The sequence below is a fragment of the Roseibium aggregatum genome (genome assembly GCF_017309185.1).
Taxonomy (GTDB): domain Bacteria; phylum Pseudomonadota; class Alphaproteobacteria; order Rhizobiales; family Stappiaceae; genus Roseibium; species Roseibium aggregatum_B.
On sequence record NZ_JAEKJZ010000003.1, the window covers coordinates 439,694 to 463,033 of the forward strand.

At 60.1% G+C, this 23,340-nt stretch carries 21 protein-coding genes; 14 read left to right on the top strand and 7 right to left on the bottom strand.

Features of this window, described 5'->3' with window-relative positions; translation table 11 throughout:
* Positions 1 to 1,230 (bottom strand): efflux RND transporter periplasmic adaptor subunit, encoded by a 1,230-nt coding sequence (locus JF539_RS17190; RefSeq protein ID WP_207141921.1) that lies wholly within the window; start codon positions 1,228 to 1,230, stop codon positions 1 to 3.
* A gap of 332 nt (positions 1,231 to 1,562) precedes the next feature.
* Entirely contained in the window at positions 1,563 to 2,699 is a 1,137-nt protein-coding gene (locus JF539_RS17195; RefSeq protein WP_207141922.1) for a patatin-like phospholipase family protein, read from the bottom strand.
* A gap of 518 nt (positions 2,700 to 3,217) precedes the next feature.
* Here JF539_RS17195 and JF539_RS17200 point away from each other — a divergent pair.
* From JF539_RS17200 to JF539_RS17265, 14 genes are all read left to right on the top strand, one after another.
* Positions 3,218 to 3,553: a ribbon-helix-helix domain-containing protein gene (locus JF539_RS17200; protein ID WP_207141923.1), complete on the top strand. Its 336-nt coding sequence runs from the start codon at positions 3,218 to 3,220 to the stop codon at positions 3,551 to 3,553.
* Between the two features lie 69 nt (positions 3,554 to 3,622).
* Positions 3,623 to 4,018: a VOC family protein gene (locus tag JF539_RS17205; RefSeq protein ID WP_207141924.1), complete on the top strand. Its 396-nt coding sequence runs from the start codon at positions 3,623 to 3,625 to the stop codon at positions 4,016 to 4,018.
* Positions 4,019 to 4,047: 29 nt separating this feature from the next.
* Positions 4,048 to 4,572 (top strand): Twin-arginine translocation pathway signal, encoded by a 525-nt coding sequence (locus tag JF539_RS17210; RefSeq protein ID WP_207141925.1) that lies wholly within the window; start codon positions 4,048 to 4,050, stop codon positions 4,570 to 4,572.
* Between the two features lie 122 nt (positions 4,573 to 4,694).
* Positions 4,695 to 6,266 carry a GMC family oxidoreductase gene (locus JF539_RS17215; protein ID WP_207141926.1) on the top strand — a complete coding sequence of 524 codons (1,572 nt, stop codon included), beginning with the start codon at positions 4,695 to 4,697 and terminating at the stop codon, positions 6,264 to 6,266.
* Positions 6,267 to 6,664: 398 nt separating this feature from the next.
* Positions 6,665 to 8,638: a putative bifunctional diguanylate cyclase/phosphodiesterase gene (locus JF539_RS17220; RefSeq protein ID WP_207141927.1), complete on the top strand. Its 1,974-nt coding sequence runs from the start codon at positions 6,665 to 6,667 to the stop codon at positions 8,636 to 8,638.
* Positions 8,639 to 8,748: 110 nt separating this feature from the next.
* Positions 8,749 to 9,729 carry a DNA-binding response regulator gene (locus JF539_RS17225; protein ID WP_207141928.1) on the top strand — a complete coding sequence of 327 codons (981 nt, stop codon included), beginning with the start codon at positions 8,749 to 8,751 and terminating at the stop codon, positions 9,727 to 9,729.
* A gap of 150 nt (positions 9,730 to 9,879) precedes the next feature.
* The gene (locus JF539_RS17230; RefSeq protein ID WP_207141929.1) at positions 9,880 to 10,899 is read left to right on the top strand and encodes a response regulator; all 1,020 of its coding nucleotides are present in this window, start codon (positions 9,880 to 9,882) and stop codon (positions 10,897 to 10,899) included.
* On the top strand, positions 10,896 to 12,104 hold the full coding sequence (locus JF539_RS17235) for an HD domain-containing phosphohydrolase (RefSeq protein ID WP_207141930.1): 1,209 nt from the start codon (positions 10,896 to 10,898) through the stop codon (positions 12,102 to 12,104). The genes JF539_RS17230 and JF539_RS17235 overlap by 4 nt, the downstream gene beginning before the upstream one ends.
* A gap of 98 nt (positions 12,105 to 12,202) precedes the next feature.
* On the top strand, positions 12,203 to 13,099 hold the full coding sequence (locus JF539_RS17240) for a phosphate/phosphite/phosphonate ABC transporter substrate-binding protein (RefSeq protein ID WP_207141931.1): 897 nt from the start codon (positions 12,203 to 12,205) through the stop codon (positions 13,097 to 13,099).
* Positions 13,084 to 15,036 carry a sensor histidine kinase gene (locus tag JF539_RS17245; RefSeq protein ID WP_207141932.1) on the top strand — a complete coding sequence of 651 codons (1,953 nt, stop codon included), beginning with the start codon at positions 13,084 to 13,086 and terminating at the stop codon, positions 15,034 to 15,036. The genes JF539_RS17240 and JF539_RS17245 overlap by 16 nt, the downstream gene beginning before the upstream one ends.
* Before the next feature lie 289 nt (positions 15,037 to 15,325).
* Positions 15,326 to 16,225, top strand: a complete 900-nt coding sequence (locus JF539_RS17250) for a LysR family transcriptional regulator (RefSeq protein ID WP_207141933.1) — start codon at positions 15,326 to 15,328, stop codon at positions 16,223 to 16,225.
* A gap of 184 nt (positions 16,226 to 16,409) precedes the next feature.
* Entirely contained in the window at positions 16,410 to 17,408 is a 999-nt protein-coding gene (locus JF539_RS17255) for a TRAP transporter substrate-binding protein (RefSeq protein WP_207141934.1), read from the top strand.
* 109 nt (positions 17,409 to 17,517) lie between these two features.
* Positions 17,518 to 18,045, top strand: coding sequence for a TRAP transporter small permease (locus JF539_RS17260; protein ID WP_207141935.1), 528 nt, complete (start codon positions 17,518 to 17,520; stop codon positions 18,043 to 18,045).
* Positions 18,038 to 19,315 (top strand): TRAP transporter large permease, encoded by a 1,278-nt coding sequence (locus JF539_RS17265; protein WP_207141936.1) that lies wholly within the window; start codon positions 18,038 to 18,040, stop codon positions 19,313 to 19,315. Before JF539_RS17260 ends, JF539_RS17265 begins: the two co-directional genes overlap by 8 nt.
* An 8-nt stretch (positions 19,316 to 19,323) precedes the next feature.
* Here the strand turns inward: JF539_RS17265 and JF539_RS17270 are convergent, their stop codons facing one another.
* The 5 genes from JF539_RS17270 to JF539_RS17290 form a co-directional block, all read right to left on the bottom strand.
* Complete coding sequence (locus JF539_RS17270; protein ID WP_207141937.1) at positions 19,324 to 20,151, bottom strand: hypothetical protein; 828 nt, start codon at positions 20,149 to 20,151, stop codon at positions 19,324 to 19,326.
* Positions 20,141 to 20,527, bottom strand: coding sequence for a hypothetical protein (locus JF539_RS17275; protein WP_207141938.1), 387 nt, complete (start codon positions 20,525 to 20,527; stop codon positions 20,141 to 20,143). Before JF539_RS17275 ends, JF539_RS17270 begins: the two co-directional genes overlap by 11 nt.
* Complete coding sequence (locus JF539_RS17280) at positions 20,524 to 21,354, bottom strand: hypothetical protein (protein ID WP_209017373.1); 831 nt, start codon at positions 21,352 to 21,354, stop codon at positions 20,524 to 20,526. Before JF539_RS17280 ends, JF539_RS17275 begins: the two co-directional genes overlap by 4 nt.
* A complete protein-coding gene (locus JF539_RS17285) occupies positions 21,335 to 21,895 on the bottom strand; it encodes a hypothetical protein (protein ID WP_207141939.1) in 561 nt (186 codons plus the stop codon). The genes JF539_RS17280 and JF539_RS17285 overlap by 20 nt, the downstream gene beginning before the upstream one ends.
* Positions 21,896 to 21,965: 70 nt before the next feature.
* Positions 21,966 to 23,339, bottom strand: a complete 1,374-nt coding sequence (locus tag JF539_RS17290; protein ID WP_207141940.1) for a tetratricopeptide repeat protein — start codon at positions 23,337 to 23,339, stop codon at positions 21,966 to 21,968.
* Position 23,340 lies beyond the last annotated feature (1 nt).

Consider the following 23,340-nt stretch of genomic DNA (forward strand, 5'->3'; position numbering starts at 1 on the left):
TCAAAGTCCCATCGGTGGTCCGGGCCTCCGCGAGCTTGTCGCCGCGGACGCACCCGTCCGTTCACCCAGGATTACCCTGTCGCCTTCCTCAATACCGGACAGGATCTCCACCGTGATCTTGTCGTTGAGGCCCGCTTCGACGGCGCGGATGGCGACCGAACCGGAGGGGTCGAGCACCTGGACGGCGTAGGCGCCGGTGCTTGAACCGGATTTCAGCGCCGCGGCCGGGATCGTCAGAACGTCTTCCGCCCGGCCCAAAACGATGTGCACTTCCGCGGTCATGTAGGTTCGCAGCATGCCTTCCGGGTTGGGTACGTGGAAGATGCCGTTGTAGTAGATCGCCGAGGTGGAGGTGGATGAACTGGAGGACGAGGAGGAGGTTGACGACGTGATGCTGCTGTCGCTGGTAATGGATTCCGGCGCGGGTTCGATCGACTCGAGCTGTGAGGTGTAGGTCACGTCCGGCGCGCCGATGATCGAGAAGGAGACTTCCTGACCGGCCTTGACCTTCACGATGTCGGCTTCGGAGATTTCCGCCCTGACCGTCATGACATCGAGTTGCCCGATGATGACAATGGTCGGCGCCGACTGGGTCGCGTTGACGGTCTGGCCTTCCTGGCTGACCACCGCCAGAACGGTGCCGGAAATCGGCGTGGTGATCCTCGTGTAATCCAGATTGGCCTGCGCTGTCTCCACCGCGACTTCGGCGGAGATGATTTGCGCCTTCAGGGAATCGATCTGTGCCTCGACCGCTTTCATGTCCGCTTCCGCGGATTCCAGGTCCGCTTGAGCGGTTGCGTTTTGTGAAGAGAGTTTGGTCTGACGGGCGAAGGTACTTTGCGCAAGCACGAGATTGGCTTCCTGCTCGGCGAGTTCGGCCTTTACCTGGGCAAGAGAGGCTTCGGCCGTGCGCAGGTCGTTCTCCTGGGTGACACTGTCGATCTCGGCGATGAGGTCGCCTTCCTCGACTTCCTGTCCCAACTCCACATGCAGGGCCGTGATCCGGCCGGAGACCTGCGCGCCGACGGCGACGAGCTTGCGCGGCTTCAGGATGCCGGTCGCCAAAACGGTTTCCTCGACATCGCCCCGGGTCGCCTGCGCGGTCAGATAGGCCGTGGTCTCCTCCGCGGGCAGGAGGCTGCCGCGAAAATAATACCCTACCGCCGACAGTCCGGTGGCGAGCACCAGCACGAGAAACAGTTTCTTTCTTCTAGATGCACGCACAGTCATGTCCTGCTTCCCGGAGCGCTTCGGGGCCTTTTATTCGCGAGTTCATGTCTTGTTTGAAAAGTGTTCTAAGGGGTGCTGAGCTGTCGGGATAAGTTTCACTTCTGGAGCTGTGTTTCTTGTAAATACATGAGGCAACAAATATTCAATCGAGTGTGCAAGTCAATATCGGATATTGTATCTTTGTGTATTCGTCCTATGGAAATATTTGGAAATATATTTGTTTGAAATATGTTTGTCGGCGCTGTTTGTTGCGTTTCCAAAGACCGGCTATTGCGGCGCGAAGTTGAGTTCACGCTGTTTTCCACTTGTGGCTTGAATGCGGCAGGTCCGCTTCAGGACACTCTGGCGGTTCTGGGGACAGCGCGCTGCGGATTGTGCAGCCATTGGGTCAGGTCGAGTGTGGAGCGCTGGCCAAGGTCCGTCCCGTGGTCCGCCAAGAACCGTTCGGCTGTGCGTCGGCCGGCCTCGCGGAGGTCCTTGAGGAACTGCCATGTGGAGTTCAATTTCGACTGGCTGCTGTGTCCGTCCATTTCCTCGCCGGTGATCCGGTGCAGGCGCAGGTCCGAAATCGGATGGTTGCCGTTCTTGCCGTATTTCTCCCGGCGCCCGCCCAGGACGGACAAGGCGGATGAACCGCCCGGACGTCTCTGCGCGGAACCTGCTCCGGCTTGCCGTTTCAGTTCCGCAAGGAACCGGAGTTCCCTGATCAGGGGCGCGTTGAACGAAATCTCCTTTTCGCGCAGGGCGATCTGGCGGGCGTTCAAAGGCGCCTCGGACCAGGTCGTCGGGCTGGTCTGTACGATCAACAGATCGGAGGCGCCGGTCTCATGCACAAGCGGCATCAGGCTCGGGTTGCCGGTGTAACCGCCGTCCCAATAGCTCTCGCCGTCGATCTCCACCGCATGGAAGAGGGTGGGCAGGCAGGCGGAGGCAAGCAAAGTGTCGGCGCCGATCTCGTCATTTGCGAAGACGCGGGCGTCGCCGCTGCCGACATGGGTGGCGGTCACGAAAAACGCGATCGGAGACTGCGCGATTGCCTCGAGGTCGATCGTGTCCCTGATCACCTTGCGCAGCGGGTTGAAACCGGCAGGATTGAAGTCGTAGGGCGAGAAAAGCTGCATGCCGGCGCCGAGAAAGGGCTGCAGCGCGGCGGCATCTATGCCGAGCGCGCCGAAGGCGGCTTGTGCCGAAGCGATGTTTGTGGGGGCGAAGCGTCCCCGGTGCGAAACGCCGCGCCAGAAGGCTTCCAGTGCCTGACGCGCTCCGTCGCGGCCGCCATGGGCCAGGCCGGAGATCAGCGCCGCGCCGTTCATCGCGCCGGCGGAGGTGCCTGAAACGGCGTTGAAGGTTATGGATTTTTCCTCAAGAAGGCGGTCCAGAATACCCCAGGTGAAGGCCCCATGCGCACCGCCGCCCTGGAGACCCAGGTTGAGAGGGAGAGCCTCGCCGTTCGATCGCTGCTGTCTCACTGCCGCATCCTTTCCGTTGCATTGGTCCGGGCATGCGCAAGCCTTGCCCGTCACGTCCCTGTCGTGACCCGTTGTCGGGCCTTATCCTCCTCCAGAGATGAAATTCGTCGCGTGTTTTCGGTTAGGCCCGCACCGCGGGCGATGGACACGTGCTGTCCCGGCCCTCGAGGGGGAACGGGTCGAGACAGATTTATGTTGCAATGCAGCAAAATCAAGGCGGTCGCGTGCCGATATGCGTGTTTTCCCTAATGAGTTCCTAAGTCTCTCTCATTTTCAGGGGTCTGATCCTGTGGATTAGGCGTTACGACGGGGGAGCCGTCCCAAGCCGATCCCTTCAGGACGCGACATCCGGTTTCGACACAACAGCCCGTGCTGCCGCGCACGCGGAAGGGAGTTGCCGCCTGTTGCGAATTGCTTCCGTATCTGGACCGGATTTCGCATCTAAGGTACGAATAATACGTCCGGCGACAAAAAAGACGCGCCTTGAATAAGTTCACGCCGGTATTGGGAGAAACAAAATGTGCCAGGTATTCGCGGGACAGGACCCCGAACGCTACGCCAGTCAAACACGAAGCATCCGCCTCAACGGTCAAAGCACCAGCATCCGTCTGGAAAACGCCTTCTGGGAGATCCTGGACGAGATTGCGACACGCGACGGTGTCTCCACGGCCGTCTTCATCTCGACATTGCACTCCGAGGTTCTGCAGCAGCGTGGCGAGCCCAGTAATTTCACGTCTCTCTTGAGATGCGCCTGTCTGAAGTTCATGGAACTGAAAGCTGAAAACGCTGCGGCAAGCTTCGCGACCGAACCCTTCAGGACCCGGGAGCCGGAAAAAAAGCTGGCAGTGGTATAGACATACTACCCTGGCCGGTTTTTGCCCGCCTAACCTTTCGTGACATCATTCACACGGAAGGAAGGTCATTTGGCCAAGGCAATACATTCCATGATCCGCGTTCTGGACGAAACGCGGTCGCTGGCATTTTACGAGAAGGCCTTCGGTCTGCAGGTCGCGGACCGGCTCGATTTTCCGGACTTCACGCTGATCTATCTGAGCAATCCGGAAAGCGAATTCGAACTTGAACTGACCGTCAACAAAGGTCAGAGCGATCCCTACGATCTCGGCAACGGCTACGGTCACCTGGCTGTTTCCGTGGACGATCTCGACGCGGAACACGCGCGTTTCGAGGCGGAAGGCCTCGCCCCCCGAAAACTCGTTGAATTCGCCCCCGCCGGCGAGGTGGTGGCACGGTTTTTCTTTGTCGCGGATCCGGACGGGTACCAGATCGAGGTGCTGCAGCGGGGGGGACGCTACAAGTAACAAGTTGAGGACTATGAGGGAGGAAAGACATGACCAGCAAGACCGGCCCGAAAGGGCTTTCCCGCAGGCAGCTTCTGCTGCGGGCCAGCGCCGCGGGCGCATCCTTTGTGATCGGCTCCGGCTTTATCGCGGCGAAAGATGCGGCCTGGGCGAGCGAAACGGCGGCGCTCAAGCCGGAAACCTTCGCCACGCTCGTTCAGATGGCGCGCGACATCTATCCGCATGACCGCATCGGCGACGAGTTCTATGTGATCGCCGTGAAAGGCTACGACGACCCGGCTTCCGCCGAGGACATCGAGGCCGGAATAGAAGCGCTCGATGCCGCCGCGCGCGGCAAGGGACACGCCAGCTATCTCGACACGGGCTGGGAGCGGGACCGTGTCGACATCCTGCGCGGCATGGAGGAGAGCGCCTTTTTCCAGACGATCCGGGGAGGGCTCGTCACCGGTCTTTACAACCAGAAGGCCGTCTGGCCGGTCTTTGGTTACGAGGGCGAGAGCTACTCCAAGGGCGGCTATATCGACCGCGGCTTCGACGACATCAACTGGATCTAGGGCTGACGACGCCGCTGTCCCGAGGGACGCGGGCGACTGGCTTCAAGCAATTGAGTTCGATCGGCGTCTGACTGTCCGGCCGGGACCGGTTGGGTATCCGTCGATCGAAGGGAGGAGAGGACATGAGTGCACCATTCGATCTGAACGACGACACCGTCGTGGTGATCATCGGCACGGGCGCCGGCGGCGGCGTGCTTGCCAACGAACTTGCCCAGAAGGGCGTCAGCGTGGTCGCGCTGGAAGCGGGCGGGCGCTATCTGCCCGACGACTATATCAACGACGAGTGGGACAGTTTCGGCCAGCTTGCCTGGACGGACCCGCGTACGACCTCGGGCGACTGGCGGGTGGCCAAGGACTTCTCGGGGCTTCCGGCCTGGATCGTCAAGGCCGTCGGCGGTACGACGATCCACTGGGCGGGTGCCAGCCTGCGGTTTCAGGAGCATGAGTGGAAGGCGAAAACGGCCTACGGCGATGTGCTGGGCGCCAACCTGCTCGACTGGCCGATCGACGCGGCCGAAATGGCGCCCTGGTACGACCTTGCGGAGGACAAGCTGAAGGTCACCCGCACCGGCGGACGCGACGGTCTGCCGGGCAACAACAACTTCAAGGTCTTCGAGGCCGGCGCGAAGGCACTCGGTTACGAGGAAGTGCATACGGGCCGCATGGCCATCAACTCCGCGGAGTATGACGACCGTTTGCCGTGTCAGCAGACCGGCTTCTGTTTCCAGGGCTGCAAATGGGGCGCCAAGTGGTCTGCCGCCTACACGGATATTCCGCGCGGCGAGGCCACCGGCAATCTCGAGGTTCGCGACAACAGCCATGTCGCCCGAATCCTGCACGACGACAGCGGCAAGGTGACCGGCGTCGAATATTTCGACAAGGACGGCAATCTGCAGCTCCAGAAGGCGCGGATCGTCTGTGTGGCGGGCAATTCCTTCGAGAGCCCCAGGCTCCTGCTCAATTCCGCCTCGCCGATGTTTCCCGACGGGCTCGCCAACAGCTCGGGCCAGGTCGGGCGCAACTACATGCGCCACATGACCGGTTCGGTCTATGCGGTGTTCGACAAGCCGGTACGCATGTGGCGCGGCACGACCATGGCCGGCATCGTCCAGGACGAAGCGCGGCACGATCCGTCGCGCGGTTTCGTTGGCGGGTTCGAATTGGAAACGCTGTCGCTCGGTCTGCCTTTCATGGCGGCCTTTCTCGATCCGGGGGCCTGGGGTCGAGAGTTCACGAGCGCCCTGGACGAGTACGAGAACATGGCGGGGCTTTGGATCGTGGGCGAGGACATGCCGCAGGAGACCAACCGCGTCACCCTCAACCACGACGTCAAGGACCGGTGGGGGCTGCCGGTCGCCAACGTCAATTTCTCCGACCACCCGAACGACCGGGCGATGCGTGACTACGCCTACCGGAAAGGGGCGGAGATCTATGACGCGGTCGGCGCCACCCGCACCTTCCCGACGCCGCCTTACCCCTCGACCCACAATCTGGGCACCAACCGGATGTCGGAAAAGGCGCGCGACGGGGTCGTCAACAAGTGGGGCCAGACCCACGACATCGCGAACCTGTTCATCTCCGACGGTTCGCAATTCACGACGGGGGCGGCGGAAAACCCGACGCTCACCATCGTCGCACTGGCGATCCGCCAGGCGGACCACATCGCCCGGCAGATGAGTTCCGGGGAGCTCTGACCCGAAAAAGAACCGATGACATTGACGGCGGAGGCGGCAGCGCCTTCGCCGTTTTTTGTGGCGCAATTTTGAGATCATTCCTGTGTGGGGCCATCAGGCCTCGGCGAAATCTGGCCAGCAAGGCAGAACGGGTTTCCCTGAGCCTGAATGCCGAACTCGAAGGCCCTCCGCGCAACAGGATTGGGCCGCGAAGGCCAAGGATGCTCCGGGGCTGCGAGGAACGGACGGTTCTGCGGCCATCGTCCGACTTTTCATTTCTCACGCACCTTCAGTGACCTTTTCCTTTGGCATGTCCCCAAATGTGGATATCGCCCGTTCCCCACACGAGTCATTAGTTGCGTCGAACTGAAACCAAGGAGCGGGCACGAATGCGCAGCGGGAACGTCAAAGGAGATTGGATGGAAAGAGACAGTCGCCTGAGCTCTCCGCATATGTTCATGCTGGCGGCAGTCTCCGTCCTGGCAGGTATTTCCATGTGGTGGATGTTGAGTTTCACCTTTGTGAATTCAACAAAGCTGCTGAAGGCACAGTCGGCCAGCCAGGAAATGCTGACGTTCCTGGCCTATGGCCGCAATCAGCTGGATCGGCTGGACGTCGCCCTGAACGCGGTGGCGAGCGATAATTCGCAAGAGCGGGTCCGGTCCGCGCAGGAGATTTATCAGTCGTTGCTGGACAGCCTGCAGGTTGCCGGGGCAACGGCCCCGCTCTCGCCCGCGCAAACCCATTCCGAACTGTTGGACGTGAATGGTCGGCTGGTCTCGAACCTGGAGACGTTGCGCGAGGATTTCGTCAGGCTGGCGAACACCCGTGAACGCGGCCATGCCGTTCGCCTGGCAAGGCAGGTCGGGTCCATTCGTTCGCATCTTGATGCCGTCGACTGGCGGCTGATCCATGAGATGACGTCGGAAAGCCAGAACAAGATCGTCAGCACCGGCCAGGCCCAGCAGGTGGCGGTCGCAAGCATCGTCATTCTGGCGCTGCTCGCATTCACCGTCAGTTTCACGCAGAGTGTCAAGCTCAGGGAGCAGCGCGAGAAGCTTCTGCAGTCCGCGGCGAAAACCAGACGGGTCATGGAAGCGGACGGGCTGACCGCGCTGGCAAATCGGGACGCCTTTCTTCATGCGGTCAGCGATCTTGTCGAACACCCGAGAGCCTCGGACGGTTTCGGTGTCATCGTTCTCAAAATAGGTGGCCTGAAACGCACCAACGTTCAATTCGGCTATGGCTTCGGCGATGAAGTGATCGCCGGTCTGGCCAACGAGCTTCAGAACTACATCTCTACGCTCGATCACAGAAACAAGACAGCCAGAACGGGGAACGTGGAATTTGCCTTTCTGCTTCATGGTGTGAATACGGAAGCGGAACTCTGTATTGTCGCGCACATTCTGGTGGCGATCGTAAATGTCCCCATTGAACGCGAGGACTTTGTTGTCACGCTGGATGGCCATGCCGGAATTGCGGTCGGTGACGGTGACGAGGTTTGCGCCAGGGACCTTGTCCTGCACGCGGACCTGGCGATGCAGGATGCGTCGAGACGCGGTCCCAACGAAGTGGTCGTCTTCTCCGAGCCTCTGCGGAGCGGGCAGACCAGGCGCCGGACTATTGAAGACAGGCTCCGGTCGGCCGTCCTTGGAAATCAGATCTATCCGGTCTATCAGCCCCAGTTCGACATGGCGAGTGGCCGCATGGTGGGCATGGAAGCACTTGCGCGCTGGCACTGCCCCGAATTCGGCATGATTCCGCCGCAGGAGTTCATTGCGGCCGCGGAACGGATCGGGGCGATCGTGCAGATCGGTCAGCACATTCTGAAGACGGCTTGTGAAGACGCGGTCTCCATGCGCGGCGGTCCGAGTGTCTCGGTAAACCTCTCCGTCCTCCAGATCGTTCAGGACAACGTTCCGGCGTTCACGAAACAGGTGCTTGAAACGACCGGTCTGCCACCGGCGCGTCTGAAACTGGAAGTGACGGAATCCGTCATTATCGGCGACAGCAAGCGTGTTTACGAAACCCTTGCCGGGTTGAAGGAACTGGGCGTTTCCATTTCATTGGACGATTTCGGTACCGGTTATTCCGCTCTGTCCTATCTCACGGATTTCGATTGGGACGAGTTGAAGATCGACCGCAGTTTTGTCGAGAAGGCCCTCCAGAGTGACAGGGCCCGGCACGTTGCAAGGACGATTGGAGCGCTTGCGGAGAAGATGAAAGCACGTCTGACCGTCGAGGGGATTGAAACGCGTTCGCAACGGGACCTTTTCGCCGATATCGGCTATCAGGTGGCGCAGGGTTACTTCTACGCCAAGCCAATGCTCTTCAGTGAATTGAACAGCTCTCCGTATGTGCTGACTTCGAATAAGTTGCTGCCTCAGGGTTGATTTCCTAATTATTAATCATGATAATTTCAATGTTAAAATAACTATACATTTCTTCTTTTATATAGTTTTGTCTATATATTATTTTTACTTTGTCCGCTTACTGTGTATTCATGAGCGAAATTCGACCGCGTATTCTTTTCGTCGATGACGAAGCCTTGATGCTGAGTTCCTTGCGACGGGTTTTCAGGACCCGGCGCGAGGAATGGGAGATGGCGTTCGAAAGCGAACCGCTGAAGGCTGTCGAGCTTTGCCGGAACGAACATTTCGATGTGATCGTCAGCGACCTCCGGATGCCTGATCTCAACGGAATCGAGATGATAGGCGAGATGAAAAGCCATCGGGATGCTGAGACAGAGTATATCTTGCTGACCGGAAATGCGGATCTCGCCTCCGCGATCGATGCGATCAACAAGACCGGAGTGTTCCGGTTCCTGACCAAGCCCTGCGCCTCGGAAAACCTCCTGGAAGCCATCGAGCTGGCGCTGACGGCGATCGAGTCCCGCAGGGAGCACCCGGGCAACATGGCCACTGCGGCGCTGTCTGCCATGTCCCCCGCCGTCGCCGTTGTCGACGGCCGAAGCCGAGTGATCTACCTCAACGAAAGTGCCGATGAAGTGATGAAATCGCACAAGGGAATCCTTGTCGACCGCAACGGTGTTCTGGCCGTGAATGTATCCGGTGCGCGCGGTCACTTTCAGGAAGCGGTCCGAAAGGCTGCGGACGAGCCGGACACGGGTCCCAAATTCGTGTCCTTATCCGATCCGGAGGATTGCGAAGCGCTGACCGCAGTCGTGATGCCTGTCGGACAGAAACGCGCCGCTGTCCTGTTTACCGTTCCCGGACGGACGGCGCCGCCGTCCGTTGAAAGTCTGGTTGACCTGTTCGGTCTGACGCGGGTCGAGGCCGTTATCGCGCGGACGATCGCGAGCGGCGGTACCGTGGAAAGCGCTGCTTGCGATTGCAAGGTGACCCTGGAAACGGCAAGGACCTATCTCAAGCGCATTTTCCAGAAAACCGGTGTCCGCCGCCAGGTCGATCTGGTGCAGTTGATCCTCACGACGCCCGTACCTCTTGTGCGCTCCCGCATGTAGGTCGAGCGGCGGAAGCAATCCGCAGACCCGGAGCGCTTCCCGCGTCACGCCGCGCCGGATCGTTAAAATTGTACCCAAATGGGGATATGGCGCCCCCGATCCGGCATTTACCCTCGGCATCAATCGGTTTTCGCAAGCGCGGAGCGTGCCATGTCCCGGAAAGTCAGCATTCTGTTTGTCGATGACGAGCCCAATATCCTCAGGGCCGTGAGACGACATGTGTATTCCTACCGGGACCGCTGGGACATGCATTTCGCGTATGGCGGCGTCGATGCGGTCAAGGTCATCACGCGCGAAACGGTCGACATCATCATCACCGACATGCGCATGCCGGAGGTCGACGGGTCCCGGCTGCTGGAATGGATCTCCGAACATCATCCTCAGATCATTCGCATCGTCTTGTCGGGGGAAGCCAAACTCGACGAGATTTACCGGATCGTGGGGCGCAGCCATCGTTTCCTTGCCAAACCCTGTTCGCCCGGGGCGATCATCTCGGTGATCAAGGATGTGGTCGATGCAAGACTGCACGACCAGCTGGAGAACGGAACGATCGAGCTTTCGATGCTCGACAGGCTCAATACCCCCTCCAGCCTTTCGAACGAACTGCAGCTTGCCCTCCAGGCCGACGCTCCCAGTTGCGAAGAGGTCGCCGCAATCGCGCGCAAGGACCCAAGCCTGACCCTTCGTCTGCTGCAGCTTTCGAATTCGGCCTATTTCAAGGATCCGTTTCCAACCTGCAGTGTCCGCAAGGCGGTGGCCTATGTCGGTGTCGACCGCCTGCGGGATCTGATCGAAGTCGGCCGGCTCGGTCAGGAAAGCCGCGGGCAGGACCGGGAGGGTTTCCAGCCGGAAGAAGCCTACTGGCTTGCGCGGGCGTCCCAGAACCATTGCTCATCGCTTACGAACGATGCCGATGCCATCTCGGCGGCCTATGTCCTGGGCATGGGCCTGCGCTCCGGAGCGGTCGAGCCGAGCGGAACGCTGGGTCAGGTCGCCAAACGGGCCGCTTATCTGATGGTGTTGCTCGGCTTGCCGGAAATTCTGGGCGCATCGCTCATGCATCTTGCCGCATCCAATGCCTCTGCGCCGTTCGAGCAATGGCCAAGGCTGATCGGCGACGCGGTCGTCGAGCAAAGCGCGCGTCTTCAAGATCGAGGGGTCGCCGCATGAGTGGAAACAGAACTGTCCTTCTGGTCGACGACGATACCAATGTCTTGAACGCGGCCGCCCGGGTGCTGCGCAAGGTGGTTGACGTGGCAACCGTCAACAGTCCGCAACTGGCCCTGGAAAAGATAAAAACGTCAGGTCCTTTTGCGGTGGTCGTCAGCGACCAGAACATGCCGGGAATGGATGGCATTAAACTGCTTGGTCTCATCTCAAAAAAAGCCCCATCGACCACGCGTATAATGCTGACCGGCGACAACGACCAGAAAACCGCGGTCAAGGCCGTGAATGACGGTCGTATATTCCGGTTCATCGGAAAGCCCTGCGATTCCGAGAGCCTTCAAAAAGTGATCGAGGAGGGAATTGCGCACCACCAAACGCTTGTAGCGGAACGCGAGCTCCTGGAGCACACCTTGTCCGGCAGTGTGAAGATGCTCGTTGACATCATTGCCCTCTCGCGGCCGCATGCCCATGTGCGGGCCTCGGTCATTCAACGCTGGGCACGAAAGATCAGCAGGGCGCTCGGGACGAAACCCTCTCTCGAACAGGGCGTTTCGGCCATGCTGTGCACCTTGGGTTACCTAACGTTGCCGGATCGGCTCGCGGAGCGGTACTTCGTTGGCGACGCCCTGTCGCCGGAGGAAATGCGCCAGGTCAACGAAGCGGCCTCGCAGGCGCGCGACCTTGTGTTGAACATTCCCCGCATGGAGGGCATCGCGGAAGCGATTTACTACTGCAGGAAAGGGTTCGACGGCAGCGGCTTTCCGAACGACGAGATCGAGGGAGAATCCCTTCCTGAAGCGTCGAGGGTGTTGTGCGCCCTGATTGACCTTGCCGAGATCGCGACGGGCGATCAGCCCAATTTCGAAGCCTGTATTACCGAGCTGGAACAAAATGCTCCGCGCTACGATCCACGCATTCTCGGTGCCATGCGTCAGGTCCTTGGTGGCGATCAGGTCTTCGCGGGCACCGTCGATGTGGAACGTAAGAAGGTTCCGGCCGCGCGGTTGCTCTCGGGAGACACGCTTGCCACCGACGTCCGGGACGGCGAGGGGCGCTTGCTCCTGGCCGCGGGTAGCCATCTGAGCCCGATCACGATCAAGCGTCTGCGTGCCGTTTCCGTGATGAATTCTCCGGACGTCCACTTCGATGTCTGGCGGCAATCTGTGCCCGCATCTGCGTCCGCTGCGGCAGACGAACCTGTTTCCTAGTTCTTTACCAATAAATAAAGGAGGTCAATCTGTCCCTATATGGGGATCGTATGTCAGGCCGAATTTCGGCATCAATAAAGAAATTGGAGTTTGATGCCATGAAAACGGCTTTTGAAGTGAAAGTACCACTGAACAACTCAAGGCGGCGCGCTGCGGCAAAAACTTTGCTGGCAGCTGCCGCCGTTTTTCTTTTCTCGTGCGATCAATCGGTTGCTGACGAGAAAGTCTATTCGTTCGGAGTGGTTCCCCAGCAATCCGCGACCCGTCTCGCTCAGGTCTGGGTGCCATTTCTGGAAGCCCTGGGTCGCGAGACGGGGATGAAGCTCAAGTTCACGACCGCCAAGGACATTCCGACCTTTGAGGCCTGTCTCGCCGCCAAGGCCTATGATTTCGCCTACATGAACCCCTATCATTACACGGTCGTGCATGAAACGGCCGGCTATCAGGCGTTCGCTCATCAGTCGGAGAAGAAGCTGACGGGCCTTCTGGTCACCAGGGCCGACAGCCCGATTGACGACCTGAAGGACCTGAACAAGGCGGAAATCGCTTTCCCGTCACCGGCCGCCTTTGGTGCGAGTGTCCTCCCGAGGGCCGAGTTGACGGCGCAAAACGTAGACTTCAAGCCGCGATACGTAAAGTCGCACGACAGCGTTTACCGGGCGGTGGCCCTGGGTCTTGTTCCCGCGGGTGGTGGAGTGGTTCGGACCTTCGGAAACATTCCGCAGGACCTGAGGGAGCAGCTCCGGGTCTTTTACAAGACGGGGCAATATACGCCCCACGCCTTTGCGGCTTCTCCAGCGGTGGACCCCGTCGACCGGGGGCATGTCGCGGAAGCAATGCTGGCGATGCGCGATGACGGCGTTCTCAAGCCGCTTGGAATGTCGGGTTTCGTCTCAGCCGACGACAGCTCCTGGGACGACATCCGTGCCCTGAACCTGACCTCCGGACAAACCGAGATCGCGACTGTGGGAGAACAGACATGTCATTCAAACTGAAAACAATACTGGGTATTGCGCTCATTGAGGTCGTCGTTCTCGGTATTCTCGTCATGACGAGCCTGCAGGATCTCAGATCGTCGAACGAACAGGAATTGCGGACACGAGCGCAGACGTCGGCCAAGTTGCTGGCCACCATGACCAGCGATGCGGTGGTGGCGCTCGACCTGGCCACGCTGGACGCGCTCGTAGAGCAGGCGCTTGCGAATGAAGGCCTGCTCTATGTACAGATCAGGAATTCAAGCGGTCTGGTGCTCGCCGAAGGCGGCGAGGTTCCCGCAAGGACGCTGAAACATGGAAACGGTTTGGACGACCATGATCTGAGCGACAACTATTTCGACGTCGCCGCGCCGATCCTGGCGGGGGGAGCGAATTTCGGCGAGGTTCAAATCGGACTGTCGGCGTCACTTCTAAACGACGTGGTCGCGGCCGGGACACGCCGCATGCTGACGATAGCCGGGTTCGAGGTGTTGCTGGTTGCCGTGTTCGGCTACATGCTGGGCTCCGTTCTGACTAGGCAGCTGACACAGCTTCGCGACAGTGCGGCCCGCGTCGCCAAAGGAGAGTTCGGCTATCACATGCCCGTGCGGGGCAATGACGAACTTGCTTCTACAGCGCATTCCTTCAATACGATGTCGACGGCCCTGGCGGAGTTCGCACGGACCGCGAAAAATCAGCGGGACGAGGCAGAGGCCGGCCGCAAGATCGCCGAGACCCTGCTTCACAATGCGATCAACAGCGTCTCGCAAGCCATTTTCATCGTGGCGGAAAACGGAGAACTCCGTTTTGTCAACCGCGCCGCCCTGGACCTTTATGGCCTGAAAAACGAAGACTGCCTTTCCGGAGCGCGGTTCGAGGATGTCCTGCTGACCGCTTATGCCGCGGGAACCGCGAAGGATGCCGATGCGCAGACAGCCGTTGTTCAGGACCGTTTGCAGCGTCTCGACAGCGAAAGCATCCAGACCTGGCAAAGCGAATGGATGGGTGAGCGGATTCTCCTGCACACGCAACGCCCGATCGTGACTGGCGGCTTCGTCATGGTCGATACGGATATCACCGCGTTGTGCGAGGTAAACGAGAAGAACCGCCGGCTGGAACTGGAGCTGATGGAAACCCACAAGCTCGAGTCTCTCGGCACGCTGGCAAGCGGCGTTGCCCATGAAATCAACACGCCGACCCAGTTCATCGGCGATAACCTGAAGTTCCTGCGGGAAGCCTTTACCGATCTGACCGAATTTGTCGACAAGGTCGAGAAAAACGCCGGTGAGGAAGATTTGGAACAGCTTCGCGGAATGGACTGGGACTTCCTCAAGGACGAAATTCCCTCGGCGCTTCTGGAGGCCGCGGAAGGGGTCGAGTCGATCGGCAAGATCGTGCGGTCGATCAAGGAATTTGCGCATCCGGACGATACGGAGTCGACCGAAGCGGACATGATCAAGCTGATCGAGAACGCCGTGACGGTCTCTAGGTCGCAGTGGCGTCATAGCGCGGAGCTGACGTTCGAGCCAGCCGAGCCCGACATGATGGTGCCCTGTTATCCGGGAGACATGTCCCAGGTGGTCATCAATCTGGTGGTCAACGCGGCGGACGCCATCTCGGAGTACTCTCAGTCGCGCGATTACAGCGGCGGCAAGGGAGAAATCACCGTCAGCCTGGAGAAGGACGAGCAGTATTGCACCATCAAGGTGGCGGATAACGGCCCGGGCATCCCGATGAATTCGGTCCGCCGCATCTTCGACATGTTCTACACGACGAAACCGCCAGGCAAGGGGACCGGCCAGGGCTTGGCCATCTGCAAGTCCCTCGTCGAGATCAAGCACAAGGGCAAGCTCAGCGTCCATTCGGAGATCGGGAAAGGCAGCACATTCGTCGTGAAATTGCCGCTCAACCCGGTCCACTCCAAACACACCGACCCGGCCCAGTCCCGGGCCGCGTGAGTGACGCCGGGCTCGCGGAGCAAGTCCTCGAAAAGGGTTGCCGAAAACAGGAGTGAGCATTCAAGGCGAAGGCGGCAAAAACGCCTTCGCCCGCCGGTTTTTCCGGCTTGATTGAACCCTGGGCCACTTTCTGGGAGGCCTCCAAGGCGGTCCGGCGCGCCGAGTGTCAAAAAACTGCGTTGTTTTGCACGTACTGAAGCGGGATGCAGGTTTTTTCTCATCCCAGGAACCAGGCCCGATCCGCCGGGGCTGTTCCGGGAGATGTCAGTCGTCGTTCCCCGGATCTTCCATGCGCCAGCAAAAACTAGAAACTCTGGTCTGGCTGGCCAGGCTGAAGAGCTTCCGGGCCGTGGCGGAAAAGCTGAACACCACGCAGGCCGCCATTTCGCAACGGGTCGCCTCCGTGGAGAACCAGCTCGGCGTAACGCTGTTCGAGCGCAGGAAGCGCAATTGCAAGCTGACGGCGGAAGGACGGGAAATCATCCCTTACGCCGAGCGCATTCTCGAGCTGACATCGGAGATGCTGAACCGGGTCGCCAATGTCGATGCCTTTCGCGGGGTGATCCGCCTCGGTGTCGTCGACACGATCGTCCATGTCTGGCTGACGACCCTCCTCGAGCATCTGCAAAAGCATCATCCGCATGTCACGGTGGAGCTCAGAGTGGATACGTCCTCCGTCCTCAGGGAGGCGGTTCAGAGCGGGTCGCTGGACATGGCGTTTCTGGTAGGGCCGCTGGTCGATGCGGATATGACCGCGCGCTACCTGTGCAGCTACGAATTCGCCTGGGTCGCCAACGCAGGCATGAATCTGCAAAACCGGCTGGTCGGCATCGAGGAGCTCTCGTCCAAACCCATCGTCACCTTTCCAAAGTCCTCAAGGCCCTACGCTATCGTGAAGGAACAGTTGAAGGCCGCCAATCTCCAGGCGGCGCGCATCAACGCTTCGGGCTCGGTGACGGCATCCATCAATCTGGTCGCCAATGCGGGCGGCATCGGCTTTCTGCCCGTGGTTTCCATCCGGGAGGAGCTGGCTCAAGGCCGTTTGCACATGATCGAGACAGAGGCCCTGTCCGCCGACCTGCAATATTTCGCCTATTACCCATCGGATCTGCCGCATGCGCTGACCGAGGCAATCGTCGATCTTGCGAAGGAAGTCGCCGCGGTAAATTCGAATGAGCTGGTGTCATAAATACTTCATATTTTCATCCATTTTGGCGGTCTGTGTGTCGCGTTCAACAACATTTTCTTATCAATTACTATAAAGATTAATCGTTTGAGCGCTCGATGGCCTGCCTTTATTACAGTGACCGTTGGCCGATGCCTAGAATTCCACCCGTCCCCTCCCAAGTCATCGAACAAGATTGGATATCGCCATGAAATTGAGAATTGCGGGCAAAACCGTCCGCGGCCTGGTCGCCGCCACCCTGGTTGCCACGACTGGTCTTGCGTCCGCCTTTCCGGCATTCGCCGCGGACAAGGTGCTGAAATTCGCCCATGTCTTGCAGACCAATCACCCGTATCATGACATGGCGCTCAAGTTCAAAGAAGAGCTTGAAGCACGCAATGTCGGCCTTTCCGTCGAGATCTTTCCCGCCGCCCAGCTTGGCAACGAAAGCGAACTGATCAGCGGCCTGCAGCTTGGCAGCGTCGACATCGCCACCATCACCTCCGCGGTCACCGCGAATTTCGTTCCCGACTTTCAGGTCTTCAGCCTGCCGTTCATCTTCCGCGACGCCGGCCACCTGTTCCGGGTTATGGACGGCAAGATCGGCGACGAAATGGCCGCCAAGATGCAGGACGTCGGGCTGGTCAAGCTGGGTTACGGCTATGGCGGCACGCGCGACCTCTACACCAGCAAGGCTGTCCATAAGCTCGACGATCTTCAGGGCCTGAAGATCCGCACGATGAAGAACACCGCCATCATCGACACATGGAACGCACTCGGAGCGGTCGCCACTCCGGTCGCCTGGTCCGACGTTCCGGTCAGCCTCAAGCAAGGCCTGATCGACGGTGGCGAGGGCACCGGCGTCAGTTACCGGTCCATGGCCTTTTACGAAGACACGAAGTATTTCACCCGTCTGGCCTATATCTTCAGCTGGCACAACCTGATGATGTCGAAGATCACCTTCGACGGTTTGAGCAAGGAACAGCAGTCGGCCGTGCTCGATGCGGCGAAGATCGCCGAAAGCTATGAGCGCACCGCCTTCCTCGACCAGGAAGCAGCCCTTTTCGCCGACCTTGCCACCAAGGGGGCCGAGATCATCACGCCGGAAGACCGCGCCGACTGGATTGCCAGGATCAAGGACGTCTATGCGCAGAACGCCGACGACCTTGGCGGGCTCGATCGGATAGAGGCTATCCAGAACTACTGATCGGCGGCAAGCGAAGCCTGACGGAAAACTTGAAGACCGTCACGGCTTCCCGACTGTGCGAGCCACGGGCATCTCCTGCCCGTGGCGCTCCTCCCAAGCGATGGCGACTATGACAGACCCCATGGGCCAGACAGGCCTTTCTTCCCGGATCCGCCTCGGGCTCGGTTTTCTTGAGGCCACCGTCGCGGGAGCCATGCTGACCGTCATGGTCGGCTGCACGGTTCTTCAGGTGGTCGCCCGTTTCGTCTTCCAGACAGGTCTTTCCTGGACCGACGAGGTCGCGATGTTTTCCTTCATCTGGGCCGCCCTGATGGGAGCGGCGCTGGTGATCAACTCCGGTGGCGCCCACCGGATCGATACATTCGTCAATCTGCTGCCGGGATCCGTTCGCCGCGCTGTGCTGGCGCTTGTCTACGCTGCGATCCTGGCCGCGCTGATCCTTCTGATCGTTTACGGCGTGAAACTGCTCGGGGTGGTTCACTTCCAGAGGTCCTCGATCCTGAAACTGAACATGTCCTTTATCTATGTCTCCCTGCCGCTTTCAGCGGGGCTGATGCTGGCGGCCATGCTTCTTGACTGGCGTGTCTATCTCGGCGACGGCGCGGGAGACACTGCCGGGGAGGCCCGCAATGGCTGAGGTTCTCTTCCTGACCTTCGCGGTTTGCCTTGTCCTGTCCATGCCGGTGGTGTTTTCGCTGCTGGTGGCAAGCATCGTGGCGATCCTCTGGGGTGGTGCGCTGCCCTTGACCGTCCTGCCGCACAAGCTCGTTTCCGGCATCGACTCCTATCCCCTTCTTGCGATCCCCCTGTTCATCGTCTTCGGCGAGGTCGTCAACAAGGGCGGTATCGGCCGGCGCATCGTCGATTTCTCCCAGGCGCTTGTCGGCTCCTTCCGGGGCGGGCTGGCCCATGCCAACGTCACCGCCAGCATGTTTTTCGGCGGCATATCCGGTTCGGCGACCGCCGACAGCGCGGCCATCGGGTCCGTGCTCATTCCGGCGATGAAGCGGGGCGGCTATCCGGCGCCGTTTTCCGTCGCGGTCACAGCGACCTCCTCGGTCATCGGCATCATCATTCCGCCTAGCGTCGATCTCATTCTCTATGGCTGGCTGACCGATACGCCGATGGACGAACTCTTCGCCGGCGGCCTGCTTCCGGGCGTTCTGATCGGCTTCGCGCTGATGGCGGTCGCCTATGTGATTTCAAAGCGCAACGGCTACGGCGTCCGGCAACCCTTCTCGCTGCCTGAACTCGCGCGCAAGACGGGAGACACCTTTCCCGCCCTGGTGATGCCCCTGATCATCATCGGCGGTATTCTCGGCGGGGTCTTCACCGTGACGGAAGCCGCGGCGGCGGCCATCGTCTACGGACTGCTGATCACGTGGGGATACTACCGGGAGCTGAAGCTGGCCGATCTGCCGGCCCTGTTCGCGGACGCGGCCAGAACCATCGGCCAGGTGATGTTCCTGCTCGGCACGGCCAAGGTGTTCGCCTATGTGATGACCGTGGAACAGGTGCCGCTGAAACTGTCGCAATCGCTGTTCGCGGTCCTGCCGTCAAGCGACCTGTTCGCGCTCAATGTGATCCTGATCTGCCTGGTCGTCGGCCTGTTCCTGACCCCGGCGATTGCGACCATCATCCTGACCCCGATCCTGTTTCCCGCCGCCCAGAGCTTCGGCGTCGATCCGGTGCATTTCGGTCTGATGCTGGTGTCCGGACTTGCCCTCGGCCACGTGACGCCGCCGGTCGGCCTGACCCTTCTCCTCAGCGCCAGCATCGGAGGCATCACCGTGGAACAGGCCCTGAGACCGCTCCTGCCATTCCTCCTGATGCTCGTCGCCATCGTGCTCCTGATCGCTTATGTACCCGCGATCACGCTGCTCATTCCGGAACTGATGCGGGGCTGATCCGCGTTCTAAAGATCCCGGAGGTGCGGGAAGTCGTCGTCGACCTTGTCGGAATAGCGCCCTTCGAAGGTGTGGGCGCCGACATGCCGGATGGTGGTTTCGCAGTCGAGCCAGATCGTGCCGCCGCACCCCTCGACCCAGCGATTGCTGAAGCGCTGATCCTCGTGCAGGTAGAGACCCCTGCTTTCGGATGTCAGATTGCCGAAGAAATCGTACCATTCCAGGCCCCGATGCGCGGGGAGCAAGGACATGTCGGGGTATTTCTGGACGAGACCGCGTTCAATCATCGTCTTCGGAACCTTGCGGCTCAACAGCGTGAGCCCCTGTCCCGCGGCGGGAACGGAGATGAAACCGTTGCGGGTCTCCGGCTGCCAGTCCCCGTTACCGAAGCTGCGCAGCTGATGGTTGTAGGTCATGCTGCGCGATACGAGCTCCTCGATCGGTGTCCGCTCCTCCTCGGGCCGCTGGAAGTCGGCCTCGATCAGTTTTCGGAGTTGCTCCCAGTTGTAATATTTCTGCGGATAGGCGGAACTCACGAAATCGCCGCCAAAGGCGATCAGCCGCCAGACCGCGTCGGGAGAAAACATCATGTCGGAGTCGATCATCAGCATGTGGCTGAAAGACCGGTTTGAATAGAATTTGCTCATCAGGTGATTGCGGTTGACTGCCAGATCGGCGGCGCCGGTGTAAGTGTCGAAGGAAAAGGCCAGTCCGTGCCGCTGGAATTCCTGCGTCAGGCCGATGAGCGATGCCACCGTCGCCAGCTCCACTTGTCCGCGCGTCGGCATGGCAATCATGATGACGAGCGGCGTCGGCTCGTCCGCGTCATTGTCCATAGATTTTCTCCTCGACGGATCTGGGTGCCTCCAGCGCCACATCGATCGCCGCCTTCAAACTGCAGCGCCGGTTGTTGAGTTTCTGGACCTTGCGCGCGAGGTCTATGTAATCGGGCCCGAAAAGCCGTCGCTCTTCCGCGTCATGAAGCGCGTCCTCAATGTCCCAGAGCTGTCTGTTCACATCCGCCAGTTCCGTTTCCAGGTCGATGGTGGACGGGCAGAAGGCCAATTCGTCTCTCAGGGACCGCAGCCGGTTCAGCGCCGTATCGAACAAGTCGGCCTGCTGGCCGGGCCGGGAATGTTTCACCTTCAGGGCCAGAATGGACAGCCGGTCGCAGAGTTCGCCGGGACCGATTTCAATCAGGATCGGCTTCATTTTGGAGGCGCTTTGGGCTGAACCAATCGGCTGGGCCGGATTTTTTCCGCGGATTTGAACAGCGAGAAGGTTTGATTGAGGTAGCTCACAACCCCCTGGATCTCCTGCAGATAGGCTTCCAGTTCCGGCGTGCGTTCCGCCTCGATCAGTTGGATCGGGCGCGACTGCGGAAAGACTTCGAACATCAGGTAAAACAGCGGGTCTCCACGACGCAGGACAAGTGGCGCACCGGTGTCGTGCCACTCGAAGGCCCAGGTCAGGGTGCGCGGCCAGACATTGATCGGAAACCGTCCGGGAACCATCAGGCCGGGCAGGGGTGTCGTGCTGTAGTGCTGAAACGGCGGCACCTGGGACATGTAGACCGGCTCATCCGCGACGAAGATATAGGGAAGCCGAAGCTGCATCAGCGGCAGGTCCGGGCTGCGCCATTCTTCGCGGGGATGGACGACAATCAGATGCGACAGGGCATGGTCGCGCACCGACGACATGGCTCCGTCCAGGTTTCTGACATCAGGCTCGCCGAAGTCGCTCTCCCCCATTTCGAAGGTCAGGTCGAAGGGGCAGAGGATTTCGAACAGGCGGCTTTCAAGACCCAGAACGGCAGGGCAGGAGGACACGGACTTTGCGTGGGTTCGCGAGCCCTTGCCGGAAATGTGTTTCAGCCGTCTGGGCGGCGCGAAGATGAGATGAGATTCACCCGGCGCGAGAAGCCAGCCGATCGTCGCCGGACCGGTCTCCTTCGCGTCGCCCGAGCCGATTTCAACCGTTACGCTGAAATTCGCGCTGACGGGAGCGGCTTCGCCGTTTTTATCGTCTGAACTGGGCACTGATCCAGGGCGGGGCTGGGAGCCAGCGGTTCAGGCTCTGGTCGAGATAAAGGCCCGTCACCTGATTATAGGTGATGGTAACAGGCTGCCGGGTCGAAGGATGGACGATGTTCCGCGTCACGATTTGCGAAGGGCCACGCCCATGAAGCTGGTTTTGACCGCCAAATGCGGTGTTGGCGTCTTGAAACGCAGTCAAGGCTCTCCCGGTGCCGGGAGACCAGGGATCGCCATAAATCGTATCCATGGCTTTTCCGATGCCAGGAGACCAAGGGTCACCATAGATCGTATCCATGGCTCCTCCCCTGCCTGGAGCGATGCGGCCACCGTAAAGCGTTCCCATGGCTCCTCTGCTGCCGGGAGACATGAGACCGCCATAAACCGTATGCATGCGCGGTGGTTGCGCTGAGATGTGGCCGGCAGTCAGGGTCTCCGAATGCCATTGACCCGGCCGGCCGCCCATCAGCTTGGGGTCGGTTTGCTGCCGGCCACCGCCCAATTTGCCGATATCCTTGTCGATGCCCGGCCTTTTGCGAGAAACCAATGGAACAATCCTTTAAGTAAACTCAGAAAACTATAGACATGGTTCGAAGGATGTCAATTACGTTACGTCATCAGGTGTAGCGGCACTTCCCAGCGAAATCGGCCAACGCTTCCCTTACTCGGATAACGACGTCGCTCCAGTCGTGCGGCTGGCTCTGCCGGAAAAAACGCATTGCCGGATACCAATCGGATCCCGAACCTTCAAAGCCATGAAACCAATGTGGAAACCGGTCCAGCAGCACCCAGACGGGTGTTCCGAGCGAGCCCGCAATGTGCGCGACGGCGCTGTCGGTCATGATGATGAGATCCAGGGACCTGATCAGTGCCGCCGTTTCGGAAAAGTCGAAATCGTCGCAATCGATAATCAGGTCGCCGTAACCGCCCTCGATCAGCTCTCGCTGGGGAGGACCCTTTTGCAGGCTGTAGAGCTGGACGAAGGGCAATTCCGAGAGCGGCAGGAAGTCGGTCAGTCCGGCCGCCCTGTCGGCATTGCCGCCATAGTCCACGTTTCCGGACCAGAGAATGCCGACACGCAGTGGCGCTCTTGCCCGGCCCAGCAATCTCACGAGGCCGCCTCCTTGTGCCGGTTCTGCGTGAAGCTTCGCCGGAGGGTAGCGGGCAGGGTTTTCGACCTCAAGAAGCGAGGGAACGGACAGGATCGGAACCCAGAAGTCATAGTCCGCTTGTGGGCCAGTGTCCTCGTTCCAGGCATCGACCCCTTCAAGGTCCTTGAAAAGATTGGAAAGTGCGGGTCTGGTCTGGACGTGAACCTCGGCGCCCGCCGCCTTGAGGCCGGGCAGAAAGCGGGCGGCCCAGATCGTGTCGCCATGTCCGCCTTCTGGGAGCACGAGAATTTTCCTGCCGCTTAGAGGTTCGCCTTGCCACATGGGCACGGTGTTCCGAGTTGCCGGACAGGAGACATAAATCGGCCGGCGCTCCCAAAGCGGCCAGCCCTCCCTGTAGCGTCTGTCTCCCAGAAGCAGCCAGGTGGCTTCGATGGCCGAAGCGGACGCGGTGTCTTCGATCTCCAACAGCTTTTGAAATGCCAAGAGCGCTTCCTCTCTCTTGTCTGCCCTGGCGAGAGCGACGGCAAGTACGTATTCGGTGTCCAGATCGCCGGGCAGGATCTCCAGCTGGCGTCTGGCGGCGTTAACGGCGTCCGGCGCGCGTCCCATCTGGAGATATTGACGTGTCAGGCGGGACAGCGCTTCCAAAGAAGGCGGCTCGATCGCTGCCGCGCGGATCAGGCAGGCAAGCGCCGCCTGATCCCGGTCTTCGAAGGAATGGGCTTCGGCCAGGAGAAGCCAGGCCTCGACATGATCCGGCGAAAGCTCCAGGCAGGCATCGCACAGCACTCTGGCGCTCTCGGTCTGCTCCCGCCCGAAATTTCGAAGCGCCATCTCATACAGTCTGTCCGCCGCCGGACGGTCATCCTCCCGGGTCATT